This window comes from Streptomyces sp. NBC_00104 (assembly GCF_045160825.1).
GTDB lineage: Bacteria > Actinomycetota > Actinomycetes > Streptomycetales > Streptomycetaceae > Streptomyces.
In genome coordinates, this window is record NZ_CP108215.1 from 7,942,013 (window position 1) to 7,966,795 (window position 24,783).

General features: G+C 69.6%; 23 protein-coding genes. 20 read left to right on the plus strand and 3 right to left on the minus strand.

The window, feature by feature from the left end; translation table 11 throughout:
* Nucleotides 1-209 precede the first annotated feature (209 nt).
* Nucleotides 210-1,628 carry a sugar porter family MFS transporter gene (locus OG272_RS35010; protein ID WP_326576837.1) on the plus strand — a complete coding sequence of 473 codons (1,419 nt, stop codon included), beginning with the start codon at nt 210-212 and terminating at the stop codon, nt 1,626-1,628.
* A gap of 148 nt (nt 1,629-1,776) precedes the next feature.
* On the opposite strand, the gene OG272_RS35015 is transcribed toward OG272_RS35010, so the two are convergent.
* Complete coding sequence (locus OG272_RS35015) at nt 1,777-2,748, minus strand: LLM class flavin-dependent oxidoreductase (RefSeq protein ID WP_327727645.1); 972 nt, start codon at nt 2,746-2,748, stop codon at nt 1,777-1,779.
* Between the two features lie 135 nt (nt 2,749-2,883).
* On the opposite strand from OG272_RS35015, the gene ftsY reads away from it, so the two are divergent.
* A complete protein-coding gene (gene ftsY, locus OG272_RS35020) occupies nt 2,884-4,083 on the plus strand; it encodes a signal recognition particle-docking protein FtsY (protein ID WP_326576833.1) in 1,200 nt (399 codons plus the stop codon).
* Between the two features lie 115 nt (nt 4,084-4,198).
* Here the strand turns inward: ftsY and OG272_RS35025 are convergent, their stop codons facing one another.
* The gene (locus tag OG272_RS35025) at nt 4,199-4,855 is read right to left on the minus strand and encodes a bifunctional DNA primase/polymerase (protein ID WP_327727644.1); all 657 of its coding nucleotides are present in this window, start codon (nt 4,853-4,855) and stop codon (nt 4,199-4,201) included.
* A gap of 426 nt (nt 4,856-5,281) precedes the next feature.
* Between OG272_RS35025 and OG272_RS35030 the strand changes: the two genes are divergently transcribed.
* The 6 genes from OG272_RS35030 to ffh all read left to right on the plus strand — a co-directional run bounded on the left by OG272_RS35030 (nt 5,282) and on the right by ffh (nt 13,947).
* On the plus strand, nt 5,282-6,757 hold the full coding sequence (locus OG272_RS35030) for a hypothetical protein (RefSeq protein ID WP_326576830.1): 1,476 nt from the start codon (nt 5,282-5,284) through the stop codon (nt 6,755-6,757).
* A 92-nt stretch (nt 6,758-6,849) separates the two neighbouring features.
* The gene (locus OG272_RS35035; RefSeq protein ID WP_327727643.1) at nt 6,850-7,824 is read left to right on the plus strand and encodes a hypothetical protein; all 975 of its coding nucleotides are present in this window, start codon (nt 6,850-6,852) and stop codon (nt 7,822-7,824) included.
* Between the two features lie 317 nt (nt 7,825-8,141).
* Nucleotides 8,142-9,434 carry an ammonium transporter gene (locus tag OG272_RS35040; RefSeq protein ID WP_327727642.1) on the plus strand — a complete coding sequence of 431 codons (1,293 nt, stop codon included), beginning with the start codon at nt 8,142-8,144 and terminating at the stop codon, nt 9,432-9,434.
* The gene (locus tag OG272_RS35045) at nt 9,431-9,769 is read left to right on the plus strand and encodes a P-II family nitrogen regulator (protein ID WP_003997576.1); all 339 of its coding nucleotides are present in this window, start codon (nt 9,431-9,433) and stop codon (nt 9,767-9,769) included. The genes OG272_RS35040 and OG272_RS35045 overlap by 4 nt, the downstream gene beginning before the upstream one ends.
* A gap of 26 nt (nt 9,770-9,795) precedes the next feature.
* Entirely contained in the window at nt 9,796-12,246 is a 2,451-nt protein-coding gene (locus OG272_RS35050) for a [protein-PII] uridylyltransferase (protein ID WP_327727641.1), read from the plus strand.
* Between the two features lie 150 nt (nt 12,247-12,396).
* Nucleotides 12,397-13,947 (plus strand): signal recognition particle protein, encoded by a 1,551-nt coding sequence (gene ffh / locus OG272_RS35055; protein WP_326576793.1) that lies wholly within the window; start codon nt 12,397-12,399, stop codon nt 13,945-13,947.
* A gap of 320 nt (nt 13,948-14,267) precedes the next feature.
* Here ffh and OG272_RS35060 read toward each other — a convergent pair whose 3' ends face one another.
* Nucleotides 14,268-15,026, minus strand: a complete 759-nt coding sequence (locus OG272_RS35060) for an SAM-dependent methyltransferase (protein ID WP_328224093.1) — start codon at nt 15,024-15,026, stop codon at nt 14,268-14,270.
* A 307-nt stretch (nt 15,027-15,333) separates the two neighbouring features.
* Between OG272_RS35060 and proS the strand changes: the two genes are divergently transcribed.
* From proS to OG272_RS35120, 12 genes are all read left to right on the plus strand, one after another.
* Complete coding sequence (gene proS, locus OG272_RS35065) at nt 15,334-16,749, plus strand: proline--tRNA ligase (RefSeq protein WP_327727639.1); 1,416 nt, start codon at nt 15,334-15,336, stop codon at nt 16,747-16,749.
* A gap of 260 nt (nt 16,750-17,009) precedes the next feature.
* The gene (locus OG272_RS35070; protein ID WP_033526923.1) at nt 17,010-17,606 is read left to right on the plus strand and encodes a hypothetical protein; all 597 of its coding nucleotides are present in this window, start codon (nt 17,010-17,012) and stop codon (nt 17,604-17,606) included.
* Between the two features lie 388 nt (nt 17,607-17,994).
* Nucleotides 17,995-18,423: a 30S ribosomal protein S16 gene (rpsP, locus tag OG272_RS35075; RefSeq protein ID WP_326576786.1), complete on the plus strand. Its 429-nt coding sequence runs from the start codon at nt 17,995-17,997 to the stop codon at nt 18,421-18,423.
* Between the two features lie 2 nt (nt 18,424-18,425).
* The gene (locus tag OG272_RS35080) at nt 18,426-18,665 is read left to right on the plus strand and encodes an RNA-binding protein (RefSeq protein WP_003973401.1); all 240 of its coding nucleotides are present in this window, start codon (nt 18,426-18,428) and stop codon (nt 18,663-18,665) included.
* An 84-nt stretch (nt 18,666-18,749) separates the two neighbouring features.
* Nucleotides 18,750-19,322: a ribosome maturation factor RimM gene (gene rimM, locus OG272_RS35085; RefSeq protein ID WP_327727638.1), complete on the plus strand. Its 573-nt coding sequence runs from the start codon at nt 18,750-18,752 to the stop codon at nt 19,320-19,322.
* Nucleotides 19,322-20,155, plus strand: coding sequence for a tRNA (guanosine(37)-N1)-methyltransferase TrmD (gene trmD / locus OG272_RS35090; protein ID WP_327727637.1), 834 nt, complete (start codon nt 19,322-19,324; stop codon nt 20,153-20,155). Before rimM ends, trmD begins: the two co-directional genes overlap by 1 nt.
* Nucleotides 20,156-20,289: 134 nt before the next feature.
* On the plus strand, nt 20,290-20,640 hold the full coding sequence (gene rplS, locus OG272_RS35095; RefSeq protein WP_033526928.1) for a 50S ribosomal protein L19: 351 nt from the start codon (nt 20,290-20,292) through the stop codon (nt 20,638-20,640).
* Nucleotides 20,641-20,697: 57 nt separating this feature from the next.
* Entirely contained in the window at nt 20,698-21,426 is a 729-nt protein-coding gene (gene lepB, locus OG272_RS35100; protein ID WP_327727636.1) for a signal peptidase I, read from the plus strand.
* Nucleotides 21,419-22,549, plus strand: a complete 1,131-nt coding sequence (lepB, locus tag OG272_RS35105) for a signal peptidase I (RefSeq protein ID WP_327727635.1) — start codon at nt 21,419-21,421, stop codon at nt 22,547-22,549. The genes lepB (OG272_RS35100) and lepB (OG272_RS35105) overlap by 8 nt, the downstream gene beginning before the upstream one ends.
* Entirely contained in the window at nt 22,515-23,405 is an 891-nt protein-coding gene (lepB, locus tag OG272_RS35110; protein WP_327727634.1) for a signal peptidase I, read from the plus strand. Before lepB (OG272_RS35105) ends, lepB (OG272_RS35110) begins: the two co-directional genes overlap by 35 nt.
* An 80-nt stretch (nt 23,406-23,485) precedes the next feature.
* Nucleotides 23,486-24,232 (plus strand): signal peptidase I, encoded by a 747-nt coding sequence (gene lepB, locus OG272_RS35115; protein WP_326576732.1) that lies wholly within the window; start codon nt 23,486-23,488, stop codon nt 24,230-24,232.
* Complete coding sequence (locus OG272_RS35120; RefSeq protein ID WP_326576730.1) at nt 24,222-24,737, plus strand: NUDIX hydrolase; 516 nt, start codon at nt 24,222-24,224, stop codon at nt 24,735-24,737. The genes lepB (OG272_RS35115) and OG272_RS35120 overlap by 11 nt, the downstream gene beginning before the upstream one ends.
* The last annotated feature ends 46 nt before the right edge of the window (nt 24,738-24,783 follow it).

A 24,783-nucleotide genomic window follows, 5' to 3' on the forward strand; every position in this document is an offset into this window, starting at 1 on the left:
TCGCGCGCGGGTAGGCGGGTGCTGATTCCGCTGCCGTTGCCATTTCTTCAAGAGTTGAACGCGATGTGATGAAGACTGCCCTTCCGTGACCTTCAGTCCCCTCTTGACTTCGAAAGTTGAAGGCATATTCTCTGGGGCGTTGCTTTTGCCTTCAAGTCGAAGGTTCCCCCCACATCGGCGACGTTGCCGGTGGTCCGAGGAGTACAGACGTGACCAGCAGTGCGCAGACATCCCCGACAGGAGTGCGGGACGCTCAGCCCGACCATCTCTCGCACGTGATCTTCATCGCGGCCGCCGCCGCGATGGGCGGCTTCCTCTTCGGCTACGACAGCGCCGTGATCAACGGCGCCGTCGAAGCCATCCGAGGCCGCTACGACATCGGCTCCACGGCTCTGGCGCAGGTCATCGCCGTCGCGCTGATCGGCTGTGCCGTCGGCGCGGCCACGGCGGGCCGGATAGCCGACCGCATCGGGCGCATCCGGTGCATGCAGATCGCGGCCGCCCTCTTCACGGTCAGCGCCGTCGGCTCCGCGCTCCCCTTCGCGCTGTACGACCTCGCCTTCTGGCGGATCGTCGGCGGCTTCGCCATCGGCATGGCGTCCGTCATCGGCCCCGCCTACATCGCCGAGGTCGCCCCGCCCGCGTACCGGGGCCGGCTCGGCTCGTTCCAGCAGGCCGCGATCGTCGTCGGTATCGCCATCTCCCAACTGGTCAACTGGGGCATCCTGAACGCCGCCGACGGCGACCAGCGCGGCGAGCTGCTCGGCCTGGAGGCCTGGCAGATCATGCTCGGTGTCATGGTCGTCCCGGCCGTGCTCTACGGCCTGCTCTCCTTCGCGATCCCCGAGTCCCCGCGCTTCTTGATCTCCGTCGGCAAGGACGAGCGCGCCCGTGAGGTGCTCGCCGAGGTCGAGGGCAAGGACGTCGACCTGGACGCCCGGGTCGCCGAGATCGAGTCGGCCATGCACAGCGAGCACAAGTCGACCTTCAAGGACCTGCTCGGCGGCAGCTTCTTCTTCAAGCCGATCGTCTGGATCGGCATCGGCCTCTCGGTCTTCCAGCAGTTCGTCGGCATCAACGTCGCCTTCTACTACTCCGCCACGCTGTGGCAGTCCGTCGGCGTCGACCCGAGCGAGTCGTTCTTCTACTCCTTCACGACCTCGATCATCAACATCGTCGGCACCGTCATCGCGATGATCTTCGTGGACCGGATCGGCCGCAAGCCCCTCGCCCTCATCGGCTCCGTCGGCATGGTCCTCGGCCTCGCCCTGGAGGCCTGGGCCTTCTCCTTCGACCTCGTCGACGGCAAGCTCCCCGCCACCCAGGGCTGGGTCGCCCTGATCGCCGCCCACGTCTTCGTCCTCTTCTTCGCCCTCTCCTGGGGGGTCGTCGTCTGGGTCATGCTCGGCGAGATGTTCCCGAACCGGATCCGCGCCGCCGCCCTGGGCGTGGCCGCCTCCGCGCAGTGGATCGCCAACTGGGCCATCACCGCGAGCTTCCCGTCCCTGGCCGAATGGAACCTCTCGCTGACGTACGTGATCTACACGGCCTTCGCCGCGCTCTCCATCCCCTTCGTCCTCAAGTTCGTGAAGGAGACGAAGGGCAAGTCGCTGGAGGAGATGGGCTAGCCGGCCCGTCGGCCACGCGCCTCCCCGAGTCCGGGGAGAAGGGCCAAGTCCCCGCTGCCCCTCTCCTCGTCCCCTCCGCCGTCCCGGCCCGACCACCGAGCGGGCCGGGACGGCGTTTCTCCGGGGCGCGAGGCGCGGGGCGTGGTGGTCAGCCGTCGAGCCGGGGCAGCACCCGCTCGGCGAACAGCCGCAGACCGCGCCACCCCTCCTCGACCGGCATCCCGCCGGCCAGCGGATGCAGTACGTAGCTGTCCAGGCCCAGCGCCACACACTCGTCCGGCGTCACGATCCGGTACACGCCCTCCGCGCGCAGCTCCGCCACCGTCGCCGCCCCCGACCGCACGGCCGACCGGATACCGGCCGACTGCCAGGAGGCGTACGTCCGCGCCTCGTGCAGGAAATGCCCGCCGTACTCGGCCCACGCCCGGTCCGGATCCTCCGCGACATGCAGCAACGGCGTCTCGGCGGCGGGCATCATCGTCCAGCCCTCGGTGCCGTACTCGACGAGCCGCTCCTTGTAGTACGCCTCCAGCTCCGGCAGATGCGCACTCGGGAAGAAGGGGAGCCCGAGGCGTGCCGCCCGGCGGGCCGCGGCCTTCGAGGAGCCGCCGACCAGCAGCAGCGGATGCGGCTCGGTGCCCGGACGCGGAGTGACACGGACCGTGCGCCCCCGGTAGGAGAACGGCTCACCGGTCCACGCCTGGAGCAACGTCTCCAACACCTCGTCCTGGAGCTTTCCGCGGCCCTTCCAGTCGACGTCGAACTGCGCGTACTCCTCCGGCCGGTACCCGATCCCGGCGACGGTCACCAGCCGTCCGCCGCTCACCAGATCCAGGACGGCGATGTCCTCGGCCAGCCGCAGCGGGTCGTGCAGCGGCCCGATCACCGCCGACACCGTGACCGCGATACGCCGGGTGGCCCCGAACACCGCCCCCGCGAAGACGAACGGCGACGGCAGCCAGTTGTTCTCGACCCCGTGGTGCTCCTCCGTCTGCACGGTGCTGATGCCCTGCTCATCGGCGTACGCGGCCATCTCGACGGCGGCCCGGTAGCGGGCCCGGAGCGATGCGGGCGTGGCGCCCGGCTCGACCAGATTGAAACGGACGACCGTGACGGGCATGGGGGACCCCCTTCGGGCGGCTGTGGAGGGGGACGTTAGCTGACGGTTCGTCAGGTATCCAGGGGTGTGGAAGGGCGCGTGCCCCCGTACGGCGATCGAACGCGGCGCGGGGCGGTCCCGCATACTGGCCTAGTTATGGAACTCATCCTTGCTGTAGTCATCGCCGTGGTCGTGCTCGGCGTGCTGGGCGGGCTCGTCGTAGGCGGCCGCAAGAAGAAGTCGCTGCCCCCGGCGCCCCCCACGACCCCCGACATCACCGCACCTCCGGCCGAGCCGCATATCGGCGACGAGGCCGAGACGCCGCGCGACGAACCGCGCCGAACGATCGAGGAGGTGGATCTCCCGGACGGCACGGCGACGGCGCCCGTCGCCGTCGAGGAGCCGCCGGCCGCTCCCGAGATCGAGATCCCCGAGCCGACCGCCGGCCGTCTGGTACGGCTGCGCGCCCGGCTCTCCCGCTCGCAGAACGCGCTCGGCAAGGGGCTGCTCACGCTGCTCTCGCGTGAGCACCTCGACGAGGACACCTGGGAGGAGATCGAGGACACCCTCCTCACCGCCGACGTCGGCGTGCAGCCCACCCAGGAGCTGGTCGAACGGCTGCGCGAGCGGGTGAAGGTGCTCGGCACCCGCACCCCCGTGGAGCTGCGCGCGCTGCTGCGCGAGGAGCTGCTGACGATTCTCGTCCCCGAGTTCGACCGCGTGGTCAACACCGACTCGCCGCTCGACACCCCGGGCATCGTGATGGTCGTCGGCGTCAACGGCACCGGCAAGACCACCACCACCGGCAAGCTCGCCCGGGTCCTCGTCGCCGACGGCAAGAACGTCGTCCTCGGCGCCGCGGACACCTTCCGTGCCGCCGCCGCCGACCAGCTGCAGACGTGGGGCGAACGGGTCGGCGCCCGTACCGTGCGCGGTCCCGAGGGCGGCGACCCGGCGTCCATCGCCTTCGACGCCGTGAAGGAGGGCATCGAGGAGGGCGCCGACGTGGTCCTCATCGACACCGCCGGCCGGCTGCACACCAAGACCGGCCTCATGGACGAGCTCGGCAAGGTCAAGCGCGTCGTCGAGAAGCACGCGCCGCTGGACGAGATCCTGCTCGTCCTCGACGCCACCACCGGTCAGAACGGCCTGGTCCAGGCCCGTGTCTTCGCCGAGGTCGTCGACATCACCGGCATCGTCCTCACCAAGCTGGACGGCACCGCCAAGGGCGGCATCGTCATCGCCGTCCAGCGCGAGCTGGGCGTACCCGTCAAGCTCGTCGGCCTGGGAGAGGGCGCGGACGACCTGGCACCGTTCGAGCCGGAGGCGTTCGTGGATGCGCTTATCGGCGACTGACCTCCGAGCCACATACGAAAATTCTCATGTGAGACAAACGGTGGCACAAAAGCGCCCGTCCCCGGGCTGCAGGTCGGGGACGGGCGCTTCGCTGTGCAGGGACGAGGGGCTGCGGTCAGGCCCGCGACCGGTGGGCCACGTACGCCAAGGTCCCCAGCAGCAGCCGCGCGGCCGGTGGCCTCGTCGCCGAGTCGAGGGCGGGGGAGCGGAGCCAGCGGACCGGGCCGAGGCCACCGCGGTCGGAGGGCGGCGCGGTGACGTGGGTGCCGGGGCCGAGGCCGCGCAGGTCGAGGGCGGACGGGTCGTCCCAGCCCATGCGGTAGAGCAGGGTGGGCAGCTCGGCGGCGGCGCCGGGGGCGACGAAGAAGTGGGCGCGACCCTCGGGGGTGGCGATCACGGGGCCGACGGGGAGACCCATGCGTTCGAGGCGGACGAGCGCGTGCCGGCCCGCCGACTCGGCGACCTCGATCACGTCGAAGGACCGGCCCACCGGGAGCATCAGGGAGGCGCCGGGGAACTCGGCCCAGGCCTCGGTCACCTCGTCGAGCGTCGCTCCGGCGGGAACGGGAGCCGCGAAGTCGAGTGGATGCGCGCCGGGCGCGGAGCAGGTGGTCCGGCCGCACGAGCACGCGCCCGAAGCCGCCCGCGCGCCGGGGGTGACGTCCCATCCCCAGAGGCCGGTGAACTCGGCCACGGCCGTGCACTCCGAGGAACGCCCGCGTCGACGCGTGCCGGATCGCATCTCCCGGATGCCGCCGATCGTGAAGCCCATGCCCCCTCCAACGGGTCCAGCGCGCCGGTGGTTACGCGACGGAGTCGGAATGCGACGCTCTGTTTCCGCATGGGTGGCGCACTTCGACATTCCAGGTGGTGCGGTCTGCGACACGCGCCCCTGAATGCATCGCTCCGCCCACTCTCGGCCGTCATGTGTCAAGTGAATCGCGTGCGGGCGACCGTTAGTTCATTCGAAGGGGTGGCGAATGGTGGCGTTTCTCGAATCGCCGTGGCCGGACGCGTGATCGTAGGATTACTTTGAGTGCACGAGGTCTGGGGACGTGTGCGCCCGTGGGTATGCCGGGGGCAAGTCGTCTTTCCGTTCGATGGGTGACAGGGGTCGGACGTACGGCGTGGTAACCGGCATTCTGGTAGGGCTTGGCGCACACAGCGCACAGGTGGTTTCAGGGATGGGGGCGTTCCAGTGGGCGGCAACGGCGGAAGCGGCACGAACGCTGAGAAGCGCCCGAACGAACTGCTGGGCTCGTGGTTCGTCCGCAGCGGCTGGTCCAAGGGCGAGCTCGCCCGGCAGGTGAACCGCCGGGCCCGTCAGCTCGGTGCCAACCACATCTCCACCGACACCTCGCGCGTACGGCGCTGGCTCGACGGGGAGAACCCGCGCGAGCCGATCCCGAGGATCCTCTCCGAGCTGTTCTCCGAGCGGTTCGGCTGTGTCGTCGCCGTGGAGGACCTGGGGCTGCGCGCGGCCCATCAGTCCCCGTCCGTCTCCGGTGTCGACCTGCCCTGGACGGGCCCGCAGACCGTGGCGTTGATCAGCGAGTTCTCGCGCAGCGACCTGATGCTGGCGCGGCGCGGCTTCCTCGGGAGCTCGCTCGCCCTGTCCGCGGGCCCGGCCCTCATCGAGCCGATGCAGCGCTGGCTCGTCCCCGTGCCCCCCGCCCCGCGCGCGGAGCCCGAGCCGTCGGCCGCCGCCCGCCGCGCCGGCCGGCTCTCCAAACCGGAGCTGGACCTCCTCGAGTCCACCACGGTGATGTTCCGGCAGTGGGACGCCCAGTGCGGCGGCGGTCTGCGCCGCAAGGCGGTCGTCGGCCAGCTGCACGAGGTGACCGACCTCCTCCAGGAGCCCCAGGCCGAGGCCACCACACGGCGGCTGTTCAAGGTCGCCGCCGAGCTGGCCGAGCTGGCCGGCTGGATGAGCTACGACATCGGCCTCCAGCCCACCGCCCAGAAGTACTTCGTCCTGGCCCTGCACGCGGCCAAGGAGGCCGGCGACAAGCCCCTCGGCTCGTACGTCCTGTCCAGCATGAGCCGTCAGATGATCCACCTCGGCCGGCCCGACGACGCCCTCGAACTGATCCATCTCGCCCAGTACGGCAGCCGTGACTGCGCGAGCCCGCGCACCCAGTCGATGCTGTATGCGATGGAGGCCCGTGCCTACGCCAACATGGGCCAGCCCGGAAAGTGCAAACGGGCCGTGCGGATGGCCGAGGACGTCTTCGCCGACGCCGAGGAATGGGACGACCCGGACCCCGACTGGATCCGCTTCTTCAACGAGGCCGAGCTGCACGGCGAGAACTCCCACTCCTACCGCGACCTCGCCTATGTCGCCGGCCGCAGCCCCACCTACGCCTCCCTCGCCGAACCCGTGATGCGCCGGGCCGTCGAGCTCTTCTCCACGGACACCGAACACCAGCGGTCCTACGCGCTGAACCTTATCGGCATGGCCACCGTGCACCTGCTCCAACGTGAGCCCGAGCAGGGGGCCGCCATGGCCCAGCAGGCCATGGAGACCGCCAGGAAAGTGCGTTCCGAGCGGGTGAACACCCGTATCCGAAAGACCGTCGACACGGCCGTACGCGATTTCGGCGGCCTCACCGAGATCGTCGACCTCACCGACCAGCTCGCCGTCCACCTCCCCGAGACCGCCGAGGCGGTCTGACCCCGGCCCGCCGCATCACGCGGGCCCCTCTGCTCCGGCCGCGGCCGGCCATCCCGACTGCCCGACTCGGCTCCCCCATGCCAGGTCATCGGATGGCCGCCGTGGTCGGTTCTCCTTGCTCGTCCGGCTTCGTCGTCCGTGCAATCCGGGTCGTCTGCAAAAGGTTGCGCTGCGATAACCATCGTCGTGGTTGGTGTCAGCGGTCCCGCGTGAAATGGGAAGAGGAATCCGGCATGTCTCACATTCGGGTCGATATTTGTTCGGGAGGGGTTGTTCCTGTTGGAGTGGAGTGGTGTTTTCGGATTGACATGAGTATGTCGCACTGGCAACCTTTTCCCCTGCGGGCCGGAACTCAGCGGCTTGTTGTTGATGGCGCTCGACCAGACGCCATCTTTCACGGGGAACGGGGAATTCTTTCCATGTTCAAAAAAACGTCGGTTTCGGCTGCCCTGGCGGGCCTCGCGGCGGGTCTGTTCGTCATGCTTCCGGCTTCTGAGGTCAATGCCGCCACGTGGACGACGCACACCAAGAAGTACTCGCAGACGAAAAGCTTCTACTCCAAACCGCTCAAGCGCTGCGTTCGCACCACCCTGTCCGGTAAGGTGACCTTTAAGTACGGTTACATTGTGGGTCGATACACCTACAAGGACATCAAGATCATCGAGCCGAAGATGACGACGAAGGTCCTGACCAAGTGCTCGGGTGGTAAGGCTGCCACCACCACGAAGATGGAGATGACCCAGCGCTGGTACGAAAGCCGTAAGTGCGAAATGGACGTCGACGTCTCGGTGGGTGCCCCGTGGAGCGTCTCGGCGACCCCGACGGTGGAGTGCGGCTCGCGCAAGGCTGGCACTCGCAAGTCCGTGTACGGTAACAAGAACAAGACTTACACCCAGTCCAGCACGGGCCGGCCGGTTTACTTCAAGGGGAAGCTGGAGATTCGGCACGCGCCCACCGGCAAGAATGACCGGAGGTTCTGCATGTCTGGTCGTCCGACGGTGCAGGCGTACATCAAGAATAACTCCGATGCTTGGGCGCAGACGATGAGGTTCTGCTTCAAGCCGTAAAAAAGCGGAAGTAACCAATAAATCGAAAGGGTTCCCGGTGTTGAATTCTGACACCGGGAACCCGCTTTTTCGTTGTGCGGCGCAGCGGAATTCCGGGTAGGTGGTGCTCCGGGGCGGGTGGCGCACGGAAGGTCTCATGGAGATAACGGAGAAGTTCCCACAGGGCTTGGATTTTACATAGACGTAACATCATTGGCCGGTTGGTTACGTGGCTGAAATGTTCCGTAGCGTCGATGGAAACCGGGTTTGGCGAGTCTGTGGCGCATCTTGGCCCCGACGCCCGCACGGGCCGTTCCAACGACGAGGAGACACCGGCATTGAACGGCACAGATACCGGATTCGTATTGATCAGTGCAGCGCTCGTCATGGTGATGACGCCTGGACTGGCGCTCTTCTACGGTGGCATGGTCCGCTCCAAGAGCGTGCTCAACATGCTGATGATGTCCTTCATCTCGCTTGGCATCGTGAGCGTGTTGTGGGTGCTGTACGGGCACTCCCTCGCCTTCAGCGGTGATTCGGGCGGCTTCATCGGCAACCTGGACATGATCGGGCTCAAGGGCGTCGACGCCGCCAGTACCACGGCCAGCTTCGTGACGGACGAGAACGGCAAAGCGCACCAGATCGCGACGTTCGCCTTCTCTCTCTTCCAGATGCTGTTCGCCGTCATCACTGCGGCCCTGATCAGCGGCGCCATCGCCGACCGCGTCAAGTTCGGCGCGTGGATGATCTTCATCGGCCTATGGGTCACCGCGGTGTATTTCCCGGTCGCCCACTGGGTCTGGGGCGGCGGCTGGCTCGCCAGCCTCGACACCCCGGTGATCGACTTCGCCGGTGGTACCGCGGTCCACATCAACGCCGGTATCGCCGCGCTCGCAGTGGTCCTCGTGATCGGCAAACGCGTCGGCTTCAAGAAGGACCCGATGCGGCCGCACAACATGCCGCTGGTCCTGCTTGGCACCGCCCTGCTCTGGTTCGGCTGGTTCGGCTTCAACGCCGGCTCCGAGCTCGGCGTCGACGGCGTCACCGCCCAGATGGCGATCAACACGCAGGTCGCGACCGGTGCCGCCATGCTCGGCTGGCTCATCTACGAGCGCATCCGGCACGGCGCCTTCACCACGCTCGGCGCCTGCTCCGGTGCCGTCGCCGGTCTCGTCGCGATCACCCCGTCCGGCGGCAACGTCAACATCTTCGGTGCCCTGCTCATCGGTGTCGTCGCCGGTGCCGTCTGCTCCTGGGCCGTCAGCCTCAAGTACAAGCTCGGTTACGACGACTCCCTGGACGTCGTGGGCGTCCACCTCGTCGGCGGTGTCCTCGGCACCCTGATGGTCGGCTTCCTCGCCATCGACGGCAAGGGCGGCTGGGACCAGTTCCTGTCGCAGGCGATTGGTGCTTTCTCGGTGATGGGCTACACCTTTGTGGTGACCTACATCCTCGCCTTCGCCATCCAGAAGACGATCGGCTTCCGCGCCTCCGAGGACGACGAGATCAGCGGCATCGACCAGGCCGCGCACGCCGAGACCGCATACGACTTCAGCTCGGCAGCCAGTTCCCACATGTCCGCCACCCCGAGCAGCGTCGCTGCCACTGAGAGCAAGAAGGTCGGGGCATGAAGCTGATCACCGCGGTCGTCAAGCCGCACCGGCTCGACGAGATCAAGGAAGCCCTGCAGGCCTTCGGGGTGCACGGCCTTACGGTGACCGAGGCCAGTGGGTACGGTCGGCAGCGGGGCCACACGGAGGTGTACCGGGGTGCCGAGTACACGGTGGACCTGGTTCCCAAGATCCGTATCGAGGTGCTCGCCGAGGACGACGACGCCGAGCAGTTGATCGACGTCATCGTCAAGGCCGCCCGCACCGGCAAGATCGGTGACGGCAAGGTCTGGTCCCTCCCGGTCGAGACGGCCGTTCGGGTCCGGACCGGCGAGCGCGGCCCGGACGCGCTCTGATCGAAGAGAAGAACAGGAGTCGCTGGGTGACGAGTACGGACGTACGTACGGATGCAGAGGACTCGGGACCCAGCGGCTATGCGGCGGCCCGGCTGCGCCTCCTCCAGGAGGAGGCGCAGTCCGGGCCGCCGCGCCGTTCGGCCCTGGCCGAGCTGACCGACGACTGGCTCGCCGGCCTCTTTGGGGCGGGCGCCGCCGAGTCGCGCGGGGTCTCCCTCGTGGCCGTCGGAGGATACGGGCGCGGCGAGCTCTCGCCCCGCAGCGATCTCGATCTGCTGCTCCTGCACGACGGGTCCGACGGGGCGGCGGTGGCCGCGCTGGCCGACCGCATCTGGTATCCCGTCTGGGATCTGGGGCTGGCCCTCGACCACTCCGTGCGCACCCCCGCCGAGGCCCGCAAGACCGCCGGCGAGGACCTCAAGGTGCAACTGGGGCTGCTGGACGCCCGGCACATCGCCGGTGATCTGGGCCTGACCGCCGGACTGCGGACCGCCGTCCTCGCCGACTGGCGCAACCAGGCGCCCAAACGCCTCCCGGAACTCCAGGAGCTGTGCGCCGAGCGGGCCGAGCGGCAGGGGGAGCTGCAGTACCTGCTGGAACCGGACCTCAAGGAGGCGCGCGGCGGACTGCGCGACGCCACCGCCCTGCGCGCCGTCGCCGCCTCCTGGCTCGCCGACGCCCCGCGCGAGGGGCTCGCCGACGCCCGGCGCAGGCTCCTCGACGTACGGGACGCGCTGCATCTCGCCACCGGCCGCGCGACCGACCGGCTCGCGCTCCAGGAGCAGGACCAGGTCGCCGCCGAGCTGGGACTGCTGGACGCCGACACCCTGCTGCGCCAGGTGTACGAGGCGGCGAGAGTCATCTCCTACGCCAGTGATGTGACCTGGCGTGAAGTGGGGCGCGTGCTGCGGTCGCGCGCCGTGCGGCCCCGGCTGCGCGCCATGCTCGGCGGTGCGAAGCCGGCCCCCGAGCGGTCGCCGCTGGCCGAGGGCGTGGTCGAGCAGGACGGGGAGGTCGTGCTCGCGCGCGCCGCCCGGCCCGATCGGGACCCGGTGCTGCCGCTGCGCGCCGCCGCCGCTGCCGCCCAGGCCGGACTGCCGCTGTCCCTGCACGCCGTACGACGCCTGGCGGCCGCTGCCCGGCCGCTGCCCACACCCTGGCCCGCGGAGGCGCGCGAGCAGCTCGTCACCCTGCTGGGTTCCGGACGCCCGACCGTCGACGTCTGGGAGGCGCTGGAGGCCGAAGGCCTCATCACGCACCTGCTGCCCGACTGGGAGCGGGTGCGCTGCCGGCCCCAGCGCAACGCCGTGCACATCTGGACCGTCGACCGGCACCTCATCGAGACCGCGGTCCAGGCCTCCGAGATGACCCGCCGGGTCCACCGGCCCGACCTCCTGCTCGTCGCCGCGCTGCTGCACGACATCGGCAAGGGCTGGCCCGGGGACCACTCCGTGGCCGGCGAGATCATCGCCAAGGACGTGGCGGCCAGGATCGGCTTCGACCGCGAGGACGTGGCGGTGCTCTCCACCCTCGTACGCCATCATCTGCTGCTCGTCGACACCGCCACCCGGCGTGACCTGGAGGACCCGGCCACCGTCCGGTCCGTGGCCGACGCCGTCGGATCGCCGGGCACGCTCGAACTGCTGCACGCGCTGACCGAGTCGGACGCGCTGGCCACCGGGCCCGCCGCCTGGTCGTCGTGGCGTGCCTCGCTCGTGTCCGAGCTGGTCCAGCGGGTCGACGCGCTGTTCGCCGGGGACGCCCCGCAGGAGCCGGAGCCCGGCGAGATCAGCGCCGAACAGGAGCGGCTCGCCATCGAGGCGTTCCGCACGGGCGGCCCGGTGCTGTCGCTGCGCGCGCAGACGGAGGCCGCCCCCGAGGAGAAGGACGAGAAGGCCGACCCCGAGCCGCTCGGCGTGGAACTCCTCATCGCCGTCCCCGACCAGGCGGGCGTCCTGCCCGCGGTCGCCGGCGTTCTCGCCATGCACCGGCTCACCGTGCGCACGGCCGAACTGCGGACGTTCGACCTCCCGGACGGCGTCGAGGGCTCGGTACTGCTGCTGAACTGGCGGGTGGCCGCCGAGTACGGCTCCCTGCCCCAGGCGGCCCGGCTCCGCGCCGATCTCGTCCGGGCCCTGGACGGCTCGCTGGACATCGCCGGGCGACTGGCCGAGCGGGACGCGGCCTACCCCCGGCGGCGGGGTGTCGTCGCGCCCCCGCCGCGCGTCACGGTTGCCGCGGCGGCCTCCCGACACGCCACGGTCATCGAGGTACGCGCCCAGGACGCACCCGGGCTCCTGCACCGGATCGGGCGCGCCCTGGAGGACTCGCACGTACGGATGCGCAGCGCGCACGTCAGCACGCTCGGCGCCAACGCCGTGGACGCCTTCTACGTGACCGGGCCGAAGGGGGCACCGCTGCCGGGCGACGAGGCGGCGTCCGTGGCGCGGAAGCTGGAGGAGACCCTGCGCGGCTGACACACGACGGGTACGGGGCCCGCCCGGCCCCGTACCCGTGCGGGCCGGGCTCCGTCACCACTATCCACAGGGGTGGAGACCCGACCACACCCAGACAGATACCCTGGAGGGCAGCCCACCCTGCCCCCGACTCCGAGGACCGACACCGCCGTGTTCGATACGCTCTCCGATCGCCTCTCAGCGACTTTCAAGAACCTGCGCGGCAAGGGGCGCCTTTCCGAGGCGGACATCGACGCCACGGCGCGCGAGATCCGCATCGCGCTCCTGGAGGCGGACGTCGCGCTGCCGGTCGTCCGGGGCTTCATCAAGAACGTCAAGGAGCGCGCGCTCGGCGCCGAGGTCTCCAAGGCGCTGAACCCCGCCCAGCAGGTCCTCAAGATCGTCAACGAGGAGCTGGTCAGGATCCTCGGCGGCGAGACCCGCCGCCTGCGCTTCGCCAAGAACCCGCCGACCGTGATCATGCTCGCGGGTCTCCAGGGTGCCGGTAAGACGACCCTCGCGGGCAAGCTGGGCCGCTGGCTGAAGGAGCAGGGCCACTCGCCGCTCCTCGTCGCCTGTGACCTCCAGCGCCCGAACGCGGTCAACCAGCTCAGCGTCGTGGCCGAGCGCGCCGGCGTGGCGGTCTACGCCCCCGAGCCGGGCAACGGCGTGGGTGACCCGGTCAAGGTCGCCAAGGACTCCATCGAGTTCGCCAAGTCGAAGGTCCACGACATCGTGGTCGTCGACACCGCGGGCCGGCTGGGCATCGACCAGGAGATGATGCGGCAGGCCGCCGACATCCGGGACGCGGTCTCCCCGGACGAGATCCTCTTCGTCGTCGACGCGATGATCGGTCAGGACGCCGTCAACACGGCCGAGGCCTTCCGGGACGGCGTCGGCTTCGACGGCGTGGTCCTCTCCAAGCTCGACGGTGACGCCCGCGGTGGTGCCGCCCTGTCGATCGCCTCCGTCACCGGCAAGCCGATCATGTTCGCGTCGAACGGCGAGAAGCTCGACGAGTTCGACGCGTTCCACCCGGACCGGATGGCCTCCCGCATCCTCGACATGGGTGACCTGCTCACCCTGATCGAGCAGGCGGAGAAGACCTTCAGCCAGGAAGAGGCCGCCAAGATGGCCTCCAAGCTGGCGTCCAAGAAGGGCCAGGACTTCACGCTCGACGACTTCCTGGCCCAGATGGAGCAGGTCAGGAAGATGGGCAGCATCAGCAAGCTGCTCGGCATGCTGCCCGGCATGGGCCAGATCAAGGACCAGATCAACAACATCGACGAGCGCGACGTCGACCGCACGGCCGCGATCATCAAGTCGATGACCCCGGCCGAGCGCCAGGAGCCGACGATCATCAACGGCTCGCGCCGTGCCCGTATCGCCAAGGGCTCCGGTGTCGAGGTCAGCGCGGTGAAGAGCCTCGTCGAGCGGTTCTTCGAGGCCCGCAAGATGATGTCCCGCATGGCCCAGGGCGGTGGCATGCCCGGCATGCCCGGGATGCCCGGCATGGGTGGTGGCCCCGGTCGCAGCAAGAAGCAGCCCAAGCAGGCCAAGGGCAAGCAGCGCTCGGGCAACCCGATGAAGCGCAAGCAGCAGGAGCAGGAGGAGGCCGCCCGCCGGGCCGCCGCGGCCCAGGGCGGTGCCCTCGGACTGCCGGGCCAGCAGGGCGCTCAGGACTTCGAGCTGCCGGACGAGTTCAAGAAGTTCATGGGCTGACCCGCCCACAACGGCGGACGCCGCGTGACCGGCCGGGGGGTGTGGCCGGGCGCGCGGCGCCGGGTGCCGTGTGCGTGGACGGCATGTGTGGTGTCGCTCGTGGTGCTTCTGGTGGCAACTCCCGTACGCAGATGTGTTGTTCCCCTGGACGATGCGCCAGGCTATGGCTGCCGCGCGGCGCTTGGCCAAGCGAAAGCGCTACCGGCCCGCTTTCTTCACACCATTCACACCCGCGTCGGAAGAAGTCTCGAAGACCTTCTCAGTGTTCCCCACAACGTTCGGGGAGCGCCCCGAAGTCCTCAAGGCGTGCCCCGCATCGCTCAGGGCGTCCGCGCGATCAGGTAGCGGAACACGTTCGGCATCCAGACCGTGCCGTCCCGGCGGCGGTGGGGGTGCAGGGCCTCGGTCAGTTCCTTGTCCACCTGTGCCTGGTCGGTGGCCCTGATCGCCGCGTCGAACAGGCCGGTCGACAGCAGCCCCCGTACCGCGTTGTCCACGTTGGCGTACCCGAAGGGGCAGGCCACGCGTCCCGAGCCGTCCGGTTTCAGGCCGGCCCGCTGGGCGACCTCCTCCAGGTCGTCCCGCAGCGCCGGACGCCAACTGCCCGCGCTGCGCAGAGGGTCGGCGAGCTTCGTGGCCACGCGGAGCACGGTGGACGTGGTGCAGCGTTCCGGCGGGCCCCAGCCGGCCAGGATCACCGGAGCACCGCGTTCCGCCAGCGGGGTCGCCGCGGCGAGCAGTTCGCCGAGGCCCTCGGAGTCCCCGGCCAGACAGCCGATCGGCTCGAAGGCGGTCACCAGGTTGTACGGCGGGTCCCCGGGGCCGCGGACCGCGTCCTCGGGGACACCGTCGACGACCCGTGTGCCGACACGCGCGCGCGTGCCCCACCCTTCCGGCTGCAGTCGCTCCCGCGCGAGTGCCGTTCTCTCCGGCGACCCCGAGTCGACGCCGGTGACCGAGGCTCCCCGCGACGCCGCCATCAGCAGCGCGAGCCCCGACCCGCAGCCGAGGCCGAGCAGGCGCGTCCCGGTACCGACGTCGAGCCGCCGGTGGACGGCCTCGTACAGCGGCACCAGCATCCGTTCCTGAATCTCGGCCCAGTCACGCGCGCGTGCACACCGGTCCACGCGGGGTGTGGCCCCCGCGCGAGGCAGTTGCTGCCGCACGAGCGTAGGTGTCATATCGAAAGCGCCCCAATCCGCCGTGAGTTGCCGTTGCCGGATTTCCTGGCCCCCGTGGCAGTGCGCGCTCGCACTCCCCCCCCCGTATGCCAGGAAACTCCCCGCCCGGCGAGTCGTCCAGGGGTCTCGGACACCTGCTTGCGTACTGTCCGTGCGCGGGCAAAAGAATTCACATCCCCGCAACGTGGACCCGTACCATCGCGCCATGGCAAAGGCTCCCGTACTCACGCCCCGCGCGGACGACTTCCCGCGCTGGTACCAGGATCTGATCACCAAGGCCGAACTGGCCGACAACGGTCCGGTGCGCGGCACCATGGTCATCCGACCGTACGGGTACGGGCTGTGGGAGCGGATGCAGCAGGAGATGGACGCCCGGATCAAGGAGACGGGCACCCAGAACGCGTACTTCCCGCTCCTGATCCCGCAGTCCTACCTCGCCCGGGAGGCCGAGCACGTCGAGGGCTTCGCGCCCGAGCTGGCCGTGGTGACGCACGGCGGCGGCAAGGACCTCGAAGAGCCCGCCGTGGTCCGCCCCACCTCCGAGATGATCATCAATGACTACTTCTCGAAGTGGGTGCAGAGCTACCGCGACCTGCCGCTGCTGATCAACCAGTGGGCGAACGTGGTCCGTTGGGAGCTGCGCCCCCGGCTCTTCCTCCGCACGAGCGAGTTCCTCTGGCAGGAGGGCCACACGGCGCACGCGACGTACGAGGAGGCGCGCGACTTCGCCGCGCACATCCACCGGGAGGTCTACGAGGACTTCATGGTGAACGTCCTCGCGATGGACGTCGTCCCCGGCCGCAAGACCGTCAAGGAGCGCTTCGCGGGCGCCATCAACACCCTCACGCTCGAAGGCATGATGGGCGACGGCAAGGCCCTCCAGATGGCCACCAGCCACGAGCTGGGCCAGAACTTCGCCAAGGCCTTCAACACCCGGTATCTGTCGAAGGAAGGCAAGCAGGAGCTCGTCTGGCAGACATCCTGGGGCTCCACCACCCGCATGATCGGCGCCCTGGTGATGATGCACGGCGACGACAACGGCCTGCGGGTCCCGCCCCGGCTGGCCCAGGTCCAGGCCGTCGTCCTCGCGATCAAGGGCGACGACGCGGTTCTGGCCAAGGTCCGCGAGCTCGGCGCCCAGCTGAAGGCGGCCGGCATCCGCGTCCAGGTGGACGACCGTACGGACATCCCGTTCGGCCGCCGCGCCGTCGACTGGGAACTCAAGGGCGTCCCCGTACGCATCGAGGTCGGCCCCCGTGACCTGGAGAACGGCACCGCGATGCTCGCCCGTCGCATCCCGGGCGGCAAGGAGCCGGTCGCCCTCGACTCGCTGGTACACCTGCTGCCCACCGTCTTCGAAGAGGACCAGGCGCTCCTCCTGAAGCAGTCGCGCGAGCGCCGCGAGTCCCGTACGACCGAGGTGTCCACCCTCGACGAGGCGATCGAGGCCGCCGCGGGCGGCGGCTGGGCGCGTATCCCCTGGTCGAGGCTGGGCGAGGACGGCGAGACCAAGCTCGGGGAGCACGCGGTGACCGTACGGTGTCTGGTCGCCGCGGACGGGTCGGTGCCCGACTCCTACGACGCACCCGGTAACGTCGCCGTCGTGGCGCGCGCTTACTAGAGCACCCCGTTCCGCCGGGAGAGCGACCGAAACGCCCCTTGCACATCAGCCGACCACAGGTGCCCCCGACGCGCGGACCTCGCTACGCGTCGGGGCGTACGTGTTACTACGTACCGCCTTGTGGGGAGCTGCGAGGCTTCTCCGCAGATCAGCGCACCCGCCCTCGTCAGGACGCACTAGTGGCAACTGACGGGTACGTGCAAATTATTTGGGATGGCCCGGAATCGGAACACAGGGGCACTCCGGCTCGTTGTCATTACGTGAGCACGACACAGACACCACCTGTTCTCGCCGCAGAACTGGCACAGGCGTGGGCCGACATTCAACGGCACCACCCCGAGCTGCCGGATCTTGCCGCTCCCGAGTCCCTGATCGGGGAGTCGTCGTCCGCCTGCGGGCACGAACTCTCCTTCGAGCGACTGCTCCATGAGGCAGTCCATGGCATCGCCGCCGCGCGTGGAGTCCGCGACACCTCCCGGGCGGGCCGGTACCACAACCGCAGATTCCTCGCGATCGCCGAGGAGCTCGGCCTCGACCACCCCGAGGAACCGCATCCCAGCAGCGGTTTCTCGCTGGTCACGCTCAACCCCGAGGCCAAGCGTCGCTACCGCCCGACCATCGACAGACTGCAGCGCGCCCTCAAGGCCCACACCGCCGCGACCTCCGCGGACACGGCCCGCAGCTTCCGGGGCCCGGCCGCCCGCCACGGGTCCTCCGGCGGCGGCGTCCGCGTCAAGGCCGTCTGCGACTGCGGCCGCAACGTCCGGGTCGTCCCGTCCGTACTCGCCCAGGCCCCCATCGTCTGCGGCGGCTGCGGCAAGCCCTTCCGGATCCCGGAGGTCGTGGGCGCGGCGTGACACGACGACGCACTGAACAGACGGCTGCTCGTGGCGGCCGTACCAGTGAGTCGTATGTCGAGCCGTACCCGGAGTGGAGGGAGCCGCCGCAGCCTCGCGCCCGCCCGGCCGCGGGCAGTCGTGCCTCTGTGGCGGCACGGGTGCGCGGCGGCACCCTCCACTCCGGTGAGCGGCACCCCCTGGCGCGGGGTGCCGCTCAGCCATGGCTGAACGCACCCTGACGGCCGAAGCGACCCGCTGGGTGTGGCACAATGGCTAGCTGTACTCGACAGTCGCACAGGACCCCTCTCTCCTCCGGCTGACGCGTCCATCGGGCACTCGGGTACCGCAACCCCACGCGGCTCTCTCGCCGTGCCCAATCACGTCAAATCCAGGAGAACCCACTCCCGTGGCAGTCAAGATCAAGCTGAAGCGTCTGGGCAAGATCCGTTCGCCTCACTACCGCATCGTCATCGCCGACTCCCGTACCCGTCGTGACGGTCGTGCGATCGAGGAGATCGGCAAGTACCACCCGACGTACAACCCGTCGGTCATCGAGGTCGACGAGGAGCGCGTCGCGTACTGGCTGGGTGTCGGCGCGCAGCCGACCGAGCCCGTGCTCGCCATTCTGAAGAAGACCGGCGACTGGCAGAAGTTCAAGGGCGAGCCCGCTCCGGCGCCGCTCCTCGTGGCTCAGCCGAAGTCCGCGCGCCCGTCGTTCGAGGCCCTGGGCGGCGACGACGAGGGCAAGGGTGAGGCGATCACCCAGAAGAAGAAGGCCGACAAGAAGGACGAGGCTGCCGCTGCGTCTTCCTCGTCTGAGCCGACCGAGGCCTGAGCATGCTCGAGGAGGCTCTCGAGCACCTCGTCAAGGGCATCGTCGACAACCCCGACGACGTGCAGGTCGCTTCCCGCAACCTGCGCCGGGGGCGCGTACTCGAGGTCCGGGTCCACCCCGACGACCTCGGTAAGGTGATCGGCCGCAACGGCCGTACCGCCCGTGCTCTGCGTACCGTCGTGGGTGCCATCGGCGGCCGTGGTGTCCGTGTCGACCTCGTCGACGTGGATCACGTCCGCTGACGAAGATTCGCAGCACCGGCTCGGGCCGGGGAGGGCCTCTGGGCCGTCCCCGGCCCGTAGTCGTATGACAGGAGATCAAGCACAGTGCAGCTCGTAGTCGCACGGATCGGCCGCGCCCACGGCATCAAGGGTGAGGTCACCGTCGAGGTCCGCACCGACGAGCCGGAACTCCGGCTCGCCCCCGGCGCCGTTCTGCTCACGGACCCCGCCTCGACGGGTCCGCTCACCATCGAGACCGGCCGGGTCCACAGCGGCCGGCTGCTCCTGCGCTTCGAGGGCGTCCGCGACCGCAACGCCGCCGAGGCCCTCCGCAACACCCTGCTGATCGCGGAGGTGGACCCGGAGGAGCTGCCGGAGGAAGAGGACGAGTACTACGACCACCAGCTGATGGACCTGGACGTGGTCACCAAGGAGGGAGTCGAGGTCGGCCGGATCACCGAGATCTCGCACCTGCCCTCCCAGGACCTCTTCATCGTCGAGCGGCCCGACGGGAGCGAGGTGATGATCCCGTTCGTCGAGTCGATCGTCACCGAGATCGACCTGAAGGAGCAGCGGGCGGTCATCGACCCGCCACCCGGGCTGATCGACGACCGGGCGGAGATCGCGTCCGCCCGGGACTCCGAGGACTCCGCCGAGCCGGCCGGGGACGAGGCCTGATGCGGCTCGACGTCGTCACGATCTTCCCCGAGTACCTCGAACCCCTGAACGTCTCCCTCGTCGGCAAGGCACGCGCGCGCGGACAGCTGAACGTGCACGTCCACGATCTGCGCGAGTGGACGTACGACCGGCACAACACGGTCGACGACACCCCGTACGGCGGCGGCCCCGGCATGGTCATGAAGACCGACCCCTGGGGCGACGCCCTGGACTCCGTCCTCGCCGACGGCTACGAGACGGGCTCCCACCGGCCCGCGCTCATCGTCCCCACCCCCAGCGGTCGCCCCTTCACCCAGGAACTCGCCGTCGAACTCTCCGAGCGCCCCTGGCTGGTCTTCACGCCGGCGCGTTACGAGGGCATCGACCGCCGGGTGATCGACGAGTACGCCACCCGCATGCCGGTCTACGAGGTGTCCATCGGCGACTACGTGCTCGCCGGCGGCGAGGCGGCCGTCCTCGTCGTCACCGAGGCCGTCGCGCGGCTGCTGCCCGGCGTCCTCGGCAACGCCGAGTCCCACCGGGACGACTCCTTCGCGCCCGGCGCCATGGCCAACCTCCTGGAGGGGCCGGTCTACACGAAGCCCCCCGAGTGGCGTGGCCGCGACATCCCCGAGGTGCTGCTCAGCGGCCACCACGGCAAGATCGCGCGGTGGCGCCGGGACGAGGCCCTGAAGCGTACGGCCGCCAACCGGCCCGACCTCATCGAGCGTTGCGACCCCAAGGCCTTCGACAAGAAGGACCGCGAGATGCTCTCCATCCTGGGCTGGGCCCCGGACCCGGAAGGGGAGTCGCACGGCCGATTTTGGCGGCGGCCCGAGGGCGTGGAAGAATAGGCCGTTGTTGTGCGTCGTCCGGCGCGCGCCCCTGCCGCAGGGGGACACGACGCCCGCCCCGACACGGACAGCATCCTCTCGTAACACCTAGCTCCCGCCTATGACCTGTGGCATGGGCGAAGAAAGCAGACGAAATGTCTCACCTGCTCGACTCCCTCGACTCCGCGTCGCTGCGGAGCGACATCCCGGCCTTCCGCCCGGGTGACACCGTCAACGTCCACGTCCGCGTCATCGAGGGCAACCGCTCCCGTGTGCAGCAGTTCAAGGGCGTGGTGATCCGTCGCCAGGGCGCCGGTGTCCGCGAGACCTTCACGGTCCGCAAGGTCTCGTTCTCCGTCGGCGTCGAGCGCACCTTCCCGGTGCACACCCCGATCGTCGAGAAGATCGAGCTCGTCACCCGCGGTGACGTCCGTCGCGCCAAGCTGTACTACCTGCGCGAGCTGCGCGGCAAGGCGGCGAAGATCAAGGAGAAGCGCGACAACTGATCGCGCGTTCGCGTCACAAAAGGTCGTCACAGCGGGGCCGGATACGATCTGGCCCCGATGGACACCGAAGCACAGCAGCACATGGAGCGCGACCGTTCCCCCCGCCCTTCCGGCGCGGAGGTCTCCGAGGAGATCTCCGACACGCGAGGGCCGGAGGAGCGGTCGCGTTTCGCATGGGTGGACCGGACCACCGAGTGGGTTCCGGGCGGGAGATACACCCTGACCGTGCTGATCTGCCTGCTTCTTCTGGCGCTCTTCAGCAACTTCGTGATCCAGCCGTTCCAGATTCCCAGCAGCTCCATGGCCGACTCATTGAGGATCGGGGACCGCGTTCTCGTAAATAAGTTGGCGTACCGTTTCGGATCTGAGCCGCAGCGCGGTGACGTCGTCGTCTTCGACGGCACCGGCTACTTCGGGAACGCCGACTACGTCAAGCGCGTTGTCGGCGTGGGGGGCGACCGGGTGGTCTGCTGCGACCAGGAGGGGAGGCTTGAGGTGAACGGCCGGTGGGTCGACGAGTCGTCGTTTCTGTATCCGGGCGACAGCCCGTCGAACGTTCCCTTCGACGTGGTCGTCCCCGAGGGCAGGCTGTTCCTCCTCGGCGACCACCGCAGTGACTCCAGCGATTCCCGTGACCACCTGGGATCGCCCGGCGGCGGCATGGTCCCGCTCGACTCCGTGATCGGCCGGGCCGACTGGATCGCCTGGCCCGCCGACCACTGGACACGTCTGGACCGTCCGGACGCCTACGCGCGTGTGCCCGCCGCGGGCGGTGCGCATGGGTAACCGTGGCAAACCCCGCGGTGCGCCTCCCACCACCGCGGCGGCCAACCTGCTGCCCACCGGTTCGCGGCGGTCCGGCGGTGCCGCCCGGCCGAGCCGGGTCGAGCGGCGCAAGCTCGCCCGCAAGATCAAGCGGCGCAGGCGTCGCTCCGCGGTCAAGGAGATCCCGCTCCTCGTCGGTGTCGCCGTCCTCATAGCTCTGGTCCTGAAGACCTTCCTCGTCCAGGCGTTCGTGATCCCGTCGGGCTCCATGGAGCAGACGATCCAGATCGGCGACCGTGTCCTGGTCGACAAGCTCACGCCCTGGTTCGGCTCCAAGCCCACCCGCGGGGACGTGGTCGTCTTCAAGGACCCGGGCGGCTGGCTGGAGGACGAGCAGACGACGGCCGCCACCGAGGATCCGATCGTCATCAAGCAGATAAAGGAAGGCCTGCAGTTCATCGGCCTTCTCCCGTCCGACGACGAGCAGGACCTGATCAAGCGGGTCGTCGCGGTCGGCGGCGACACCGTCAAGTGCTGTGACACCCAGGGCCGTGTCACCGTCAACGGCATGCCGCTGGACGAGACGGCCTACATCCACCCCGGCAACCAGCCCTCGACCCAGCGGTTCGAGGTGACCGTGCCCCAGGGCCGCCTCTGGGTGATGGGCGACCACCGGGAGAACTCCGCCGACTCACGCGCCCACCAGTCCGACGACTCGAAGACGGCCCAGTTCGGCGGGACGGTCCCGGAGGATTCCGTCGTCGGCCGGGCCGTCGTCATCGCCTGGCCGGTGGGCCACTGGGGGCAGTTGGAGGAACCGGACACGTTCTCCGCCGTACCGAGCGGGTCGACCACCGCCCTCGGCGCTTCGCATAGGGTGGCCTCCGCGGATCGAAACGGATTGATCCCTCTCCCGACCCCTGCGGAACTCCCGCTCGTTATGGGAGTGGTGGGCCTGCACCGGCTGTGGCGCGGGCGGCGGTACGGAGTGAGGAGTGGATGTGGGGGATTTGGCGGTCGGCGCACGGTCCGGACACGGTGGTTCCGAAGAACGGCCGGAGCGATCCGACGAGGCGGCTTCCCCGGCCGCGGAGAACGCGGAGGGCGTCGTGAATTCCGAGGGTTCCGCCGACACCGGGAGTGACTCCCCGGAGGGGGCGGACGGCGGGGACGGCGCCCGGACCTCGGCCGACGACGGCGACCAGGAAGAGCGGCCCAGGAAGAAGCAGCGTTCCTTCTGGAAGGAACTGCCGATCCTGATCGGTATCGCGCTGGTGCTCGCGCTGCTGATCAAGACGTTCCTGGTGCAGGCGTTCTCCATCCCGTCCGACTCGATGCAGAACACGCTGCAGGAGGGCGACCGGGTCCTGGTCGACAAGCTCACCCCGTGGTTCGGCTCCGAGCCCGAGCGCGGCGAGGTCGTCGTCTTCCACGACCCGGACGGCTGGCTGGACGGCGAGCCCACCCTGGAGCCCAACGCCGTGCAGCGGGTCCTCGGCTGGATCGGCCTGATGCCGTCCGCCGAGGAGAAGGACCTCATCAAGCGGGTCGTCGGCGTCGCCGGCGACACCGTGGAGTGCAAGGGCACCGGCCCGCTGAAGGTCAACGGCAAGGCGCTGAACGAGCCGTACGTGTACCCGGGCAACACCCCCTGCACCGTCGACGACACCGGCGGCCAGTTCAAGGTGAAGGTGCCCGAGGGCAAAATCTGGGTCATGGGTGACCACCGGCAGAACTCGCTGGACTCCCGCTACCACCAGAACGACAGCAACAAGGGCATGGTCCCCGTCAGCCAGGCCGTGGGCCGCGCCATCGTGGTCGCCTGGCCGCCCACCCGCTGGTCCACGCTGCCGGTTCCCGACACCTTCGACCAGAACCTGAGCGCCGCCGCCCCCGGGGCGCTCGGCCTCGCGGGAGCGGTGCCGCTGGTGCTGTGGCGCCGGCGTCGCCTTCTGGCCACCGAAAGCCCGAGGGTTTCTGGCACGGGTACCGCCGGGTAGGGTGCCGTCCCAGATCGCCGATCTTCCGCGGCCCGCACGGGGCCCGGACGGTCGATTCTCCGAACTGGGGGAGCACTGGGATGAGCGGGACGACACGTCGTACGGACGAGGGCCGCGGACGGCTCGGCAGCAAGCTGTCGGGACTGGCCGTGGCCCTCGGCTGTGTGCTCTTCCTGGGCGGTTTCCTCTGGGGCGCGATCGCCTACGCGCCCTACACCGTGCCCACCGACTCCATGTCCCCCACCATCACCTCCGGGGACCGCATACTCGCCGAGCGGATCGACGGCGCCGAGATCAAGCGCGGTGACGTCGTGGTCTTCCGGCAGGAGACCTGGGGCAACACCCCCATGGTCAAGCGGGTCGTCGCGGTCGGCGGTGACACGGTCGCCTGCTGCACCGACGGCAAGCTGACCGTCAACGGCAAGAAGATCGACGAGGGGTATCTGCCCGAGGGCGAGGTCGCCGAGCTGACCGGCATCCCGGAGATCACCGTCCCCAAGGGCCGGCTGTTCCTCCTCGGTGACGAGCGCAGCGGCTCCCTGGACTCCACCGCCCACCTCACGGAGGCCGGCAACGGCACGGTGCCGCGCACCAACGTGGACGCGCGCGTGGACGCCGTCGTCTGGCCCATGGACGGCATGCTGGCCCGCCCCACGGGCTTCGAGAAGCTCGGCGCGCTCTCCTCTCCCGGCCCGCTGCGGCTGATCACCGCCGCGCTGGTCGTGGGCATGGTGCTCGTCATGGGCGGCGCGGCCTACGGGCCCGTCGCCCAGCGGATCGGCGGACGCGGACGTACGGCGCAGTCGGAGCCCGCCGGTGTCGGCTGAGGACACGTACGAGGGCGGGCTGCGCAAGGTCGCCCGGGTGATCCTGCTGGATCCGCGGGAGCGCGTCCTGCTGCTGCACGGGCACGAGCCGGACGATCCGGCCGACGACTGGTGGTTCACGCCCGGCGGCGGTGTGGAGGGCGCGGAGACCCGTGAGGAGGCCGCCCTGCGGGAACTCGCGGAGGAGACCGGGATCACGGACGTGGAGCTCGGCCCCGTGCTCTGGCGGCGGATGTGCTCCTTCCCCTTCGCCGGACGCCGCTGGGACCAGGACGAGTGGTACTACCTCGCCCGGACCACCGCTACGCACCAGGTCGTGCCCGCGGCGGCGGGCCTGACGGAGCTGGAAAGACGCAGCGTCGCAGGAGCACGCTGGTGGACGTGCGGGGAACTGACCCGGGCGCATGAGACGGTGTACCCGACCAGACTCGCCGAACTGCTCCGCACACTGCTCGACGAGGGTCCCCCGGCCAGACCCGTGGTCCTCGACACCGAAATTGTCTAGGGGCTCGCGGGACTGGCGCACAATGGTGGGATCGCACGGCTGAAGG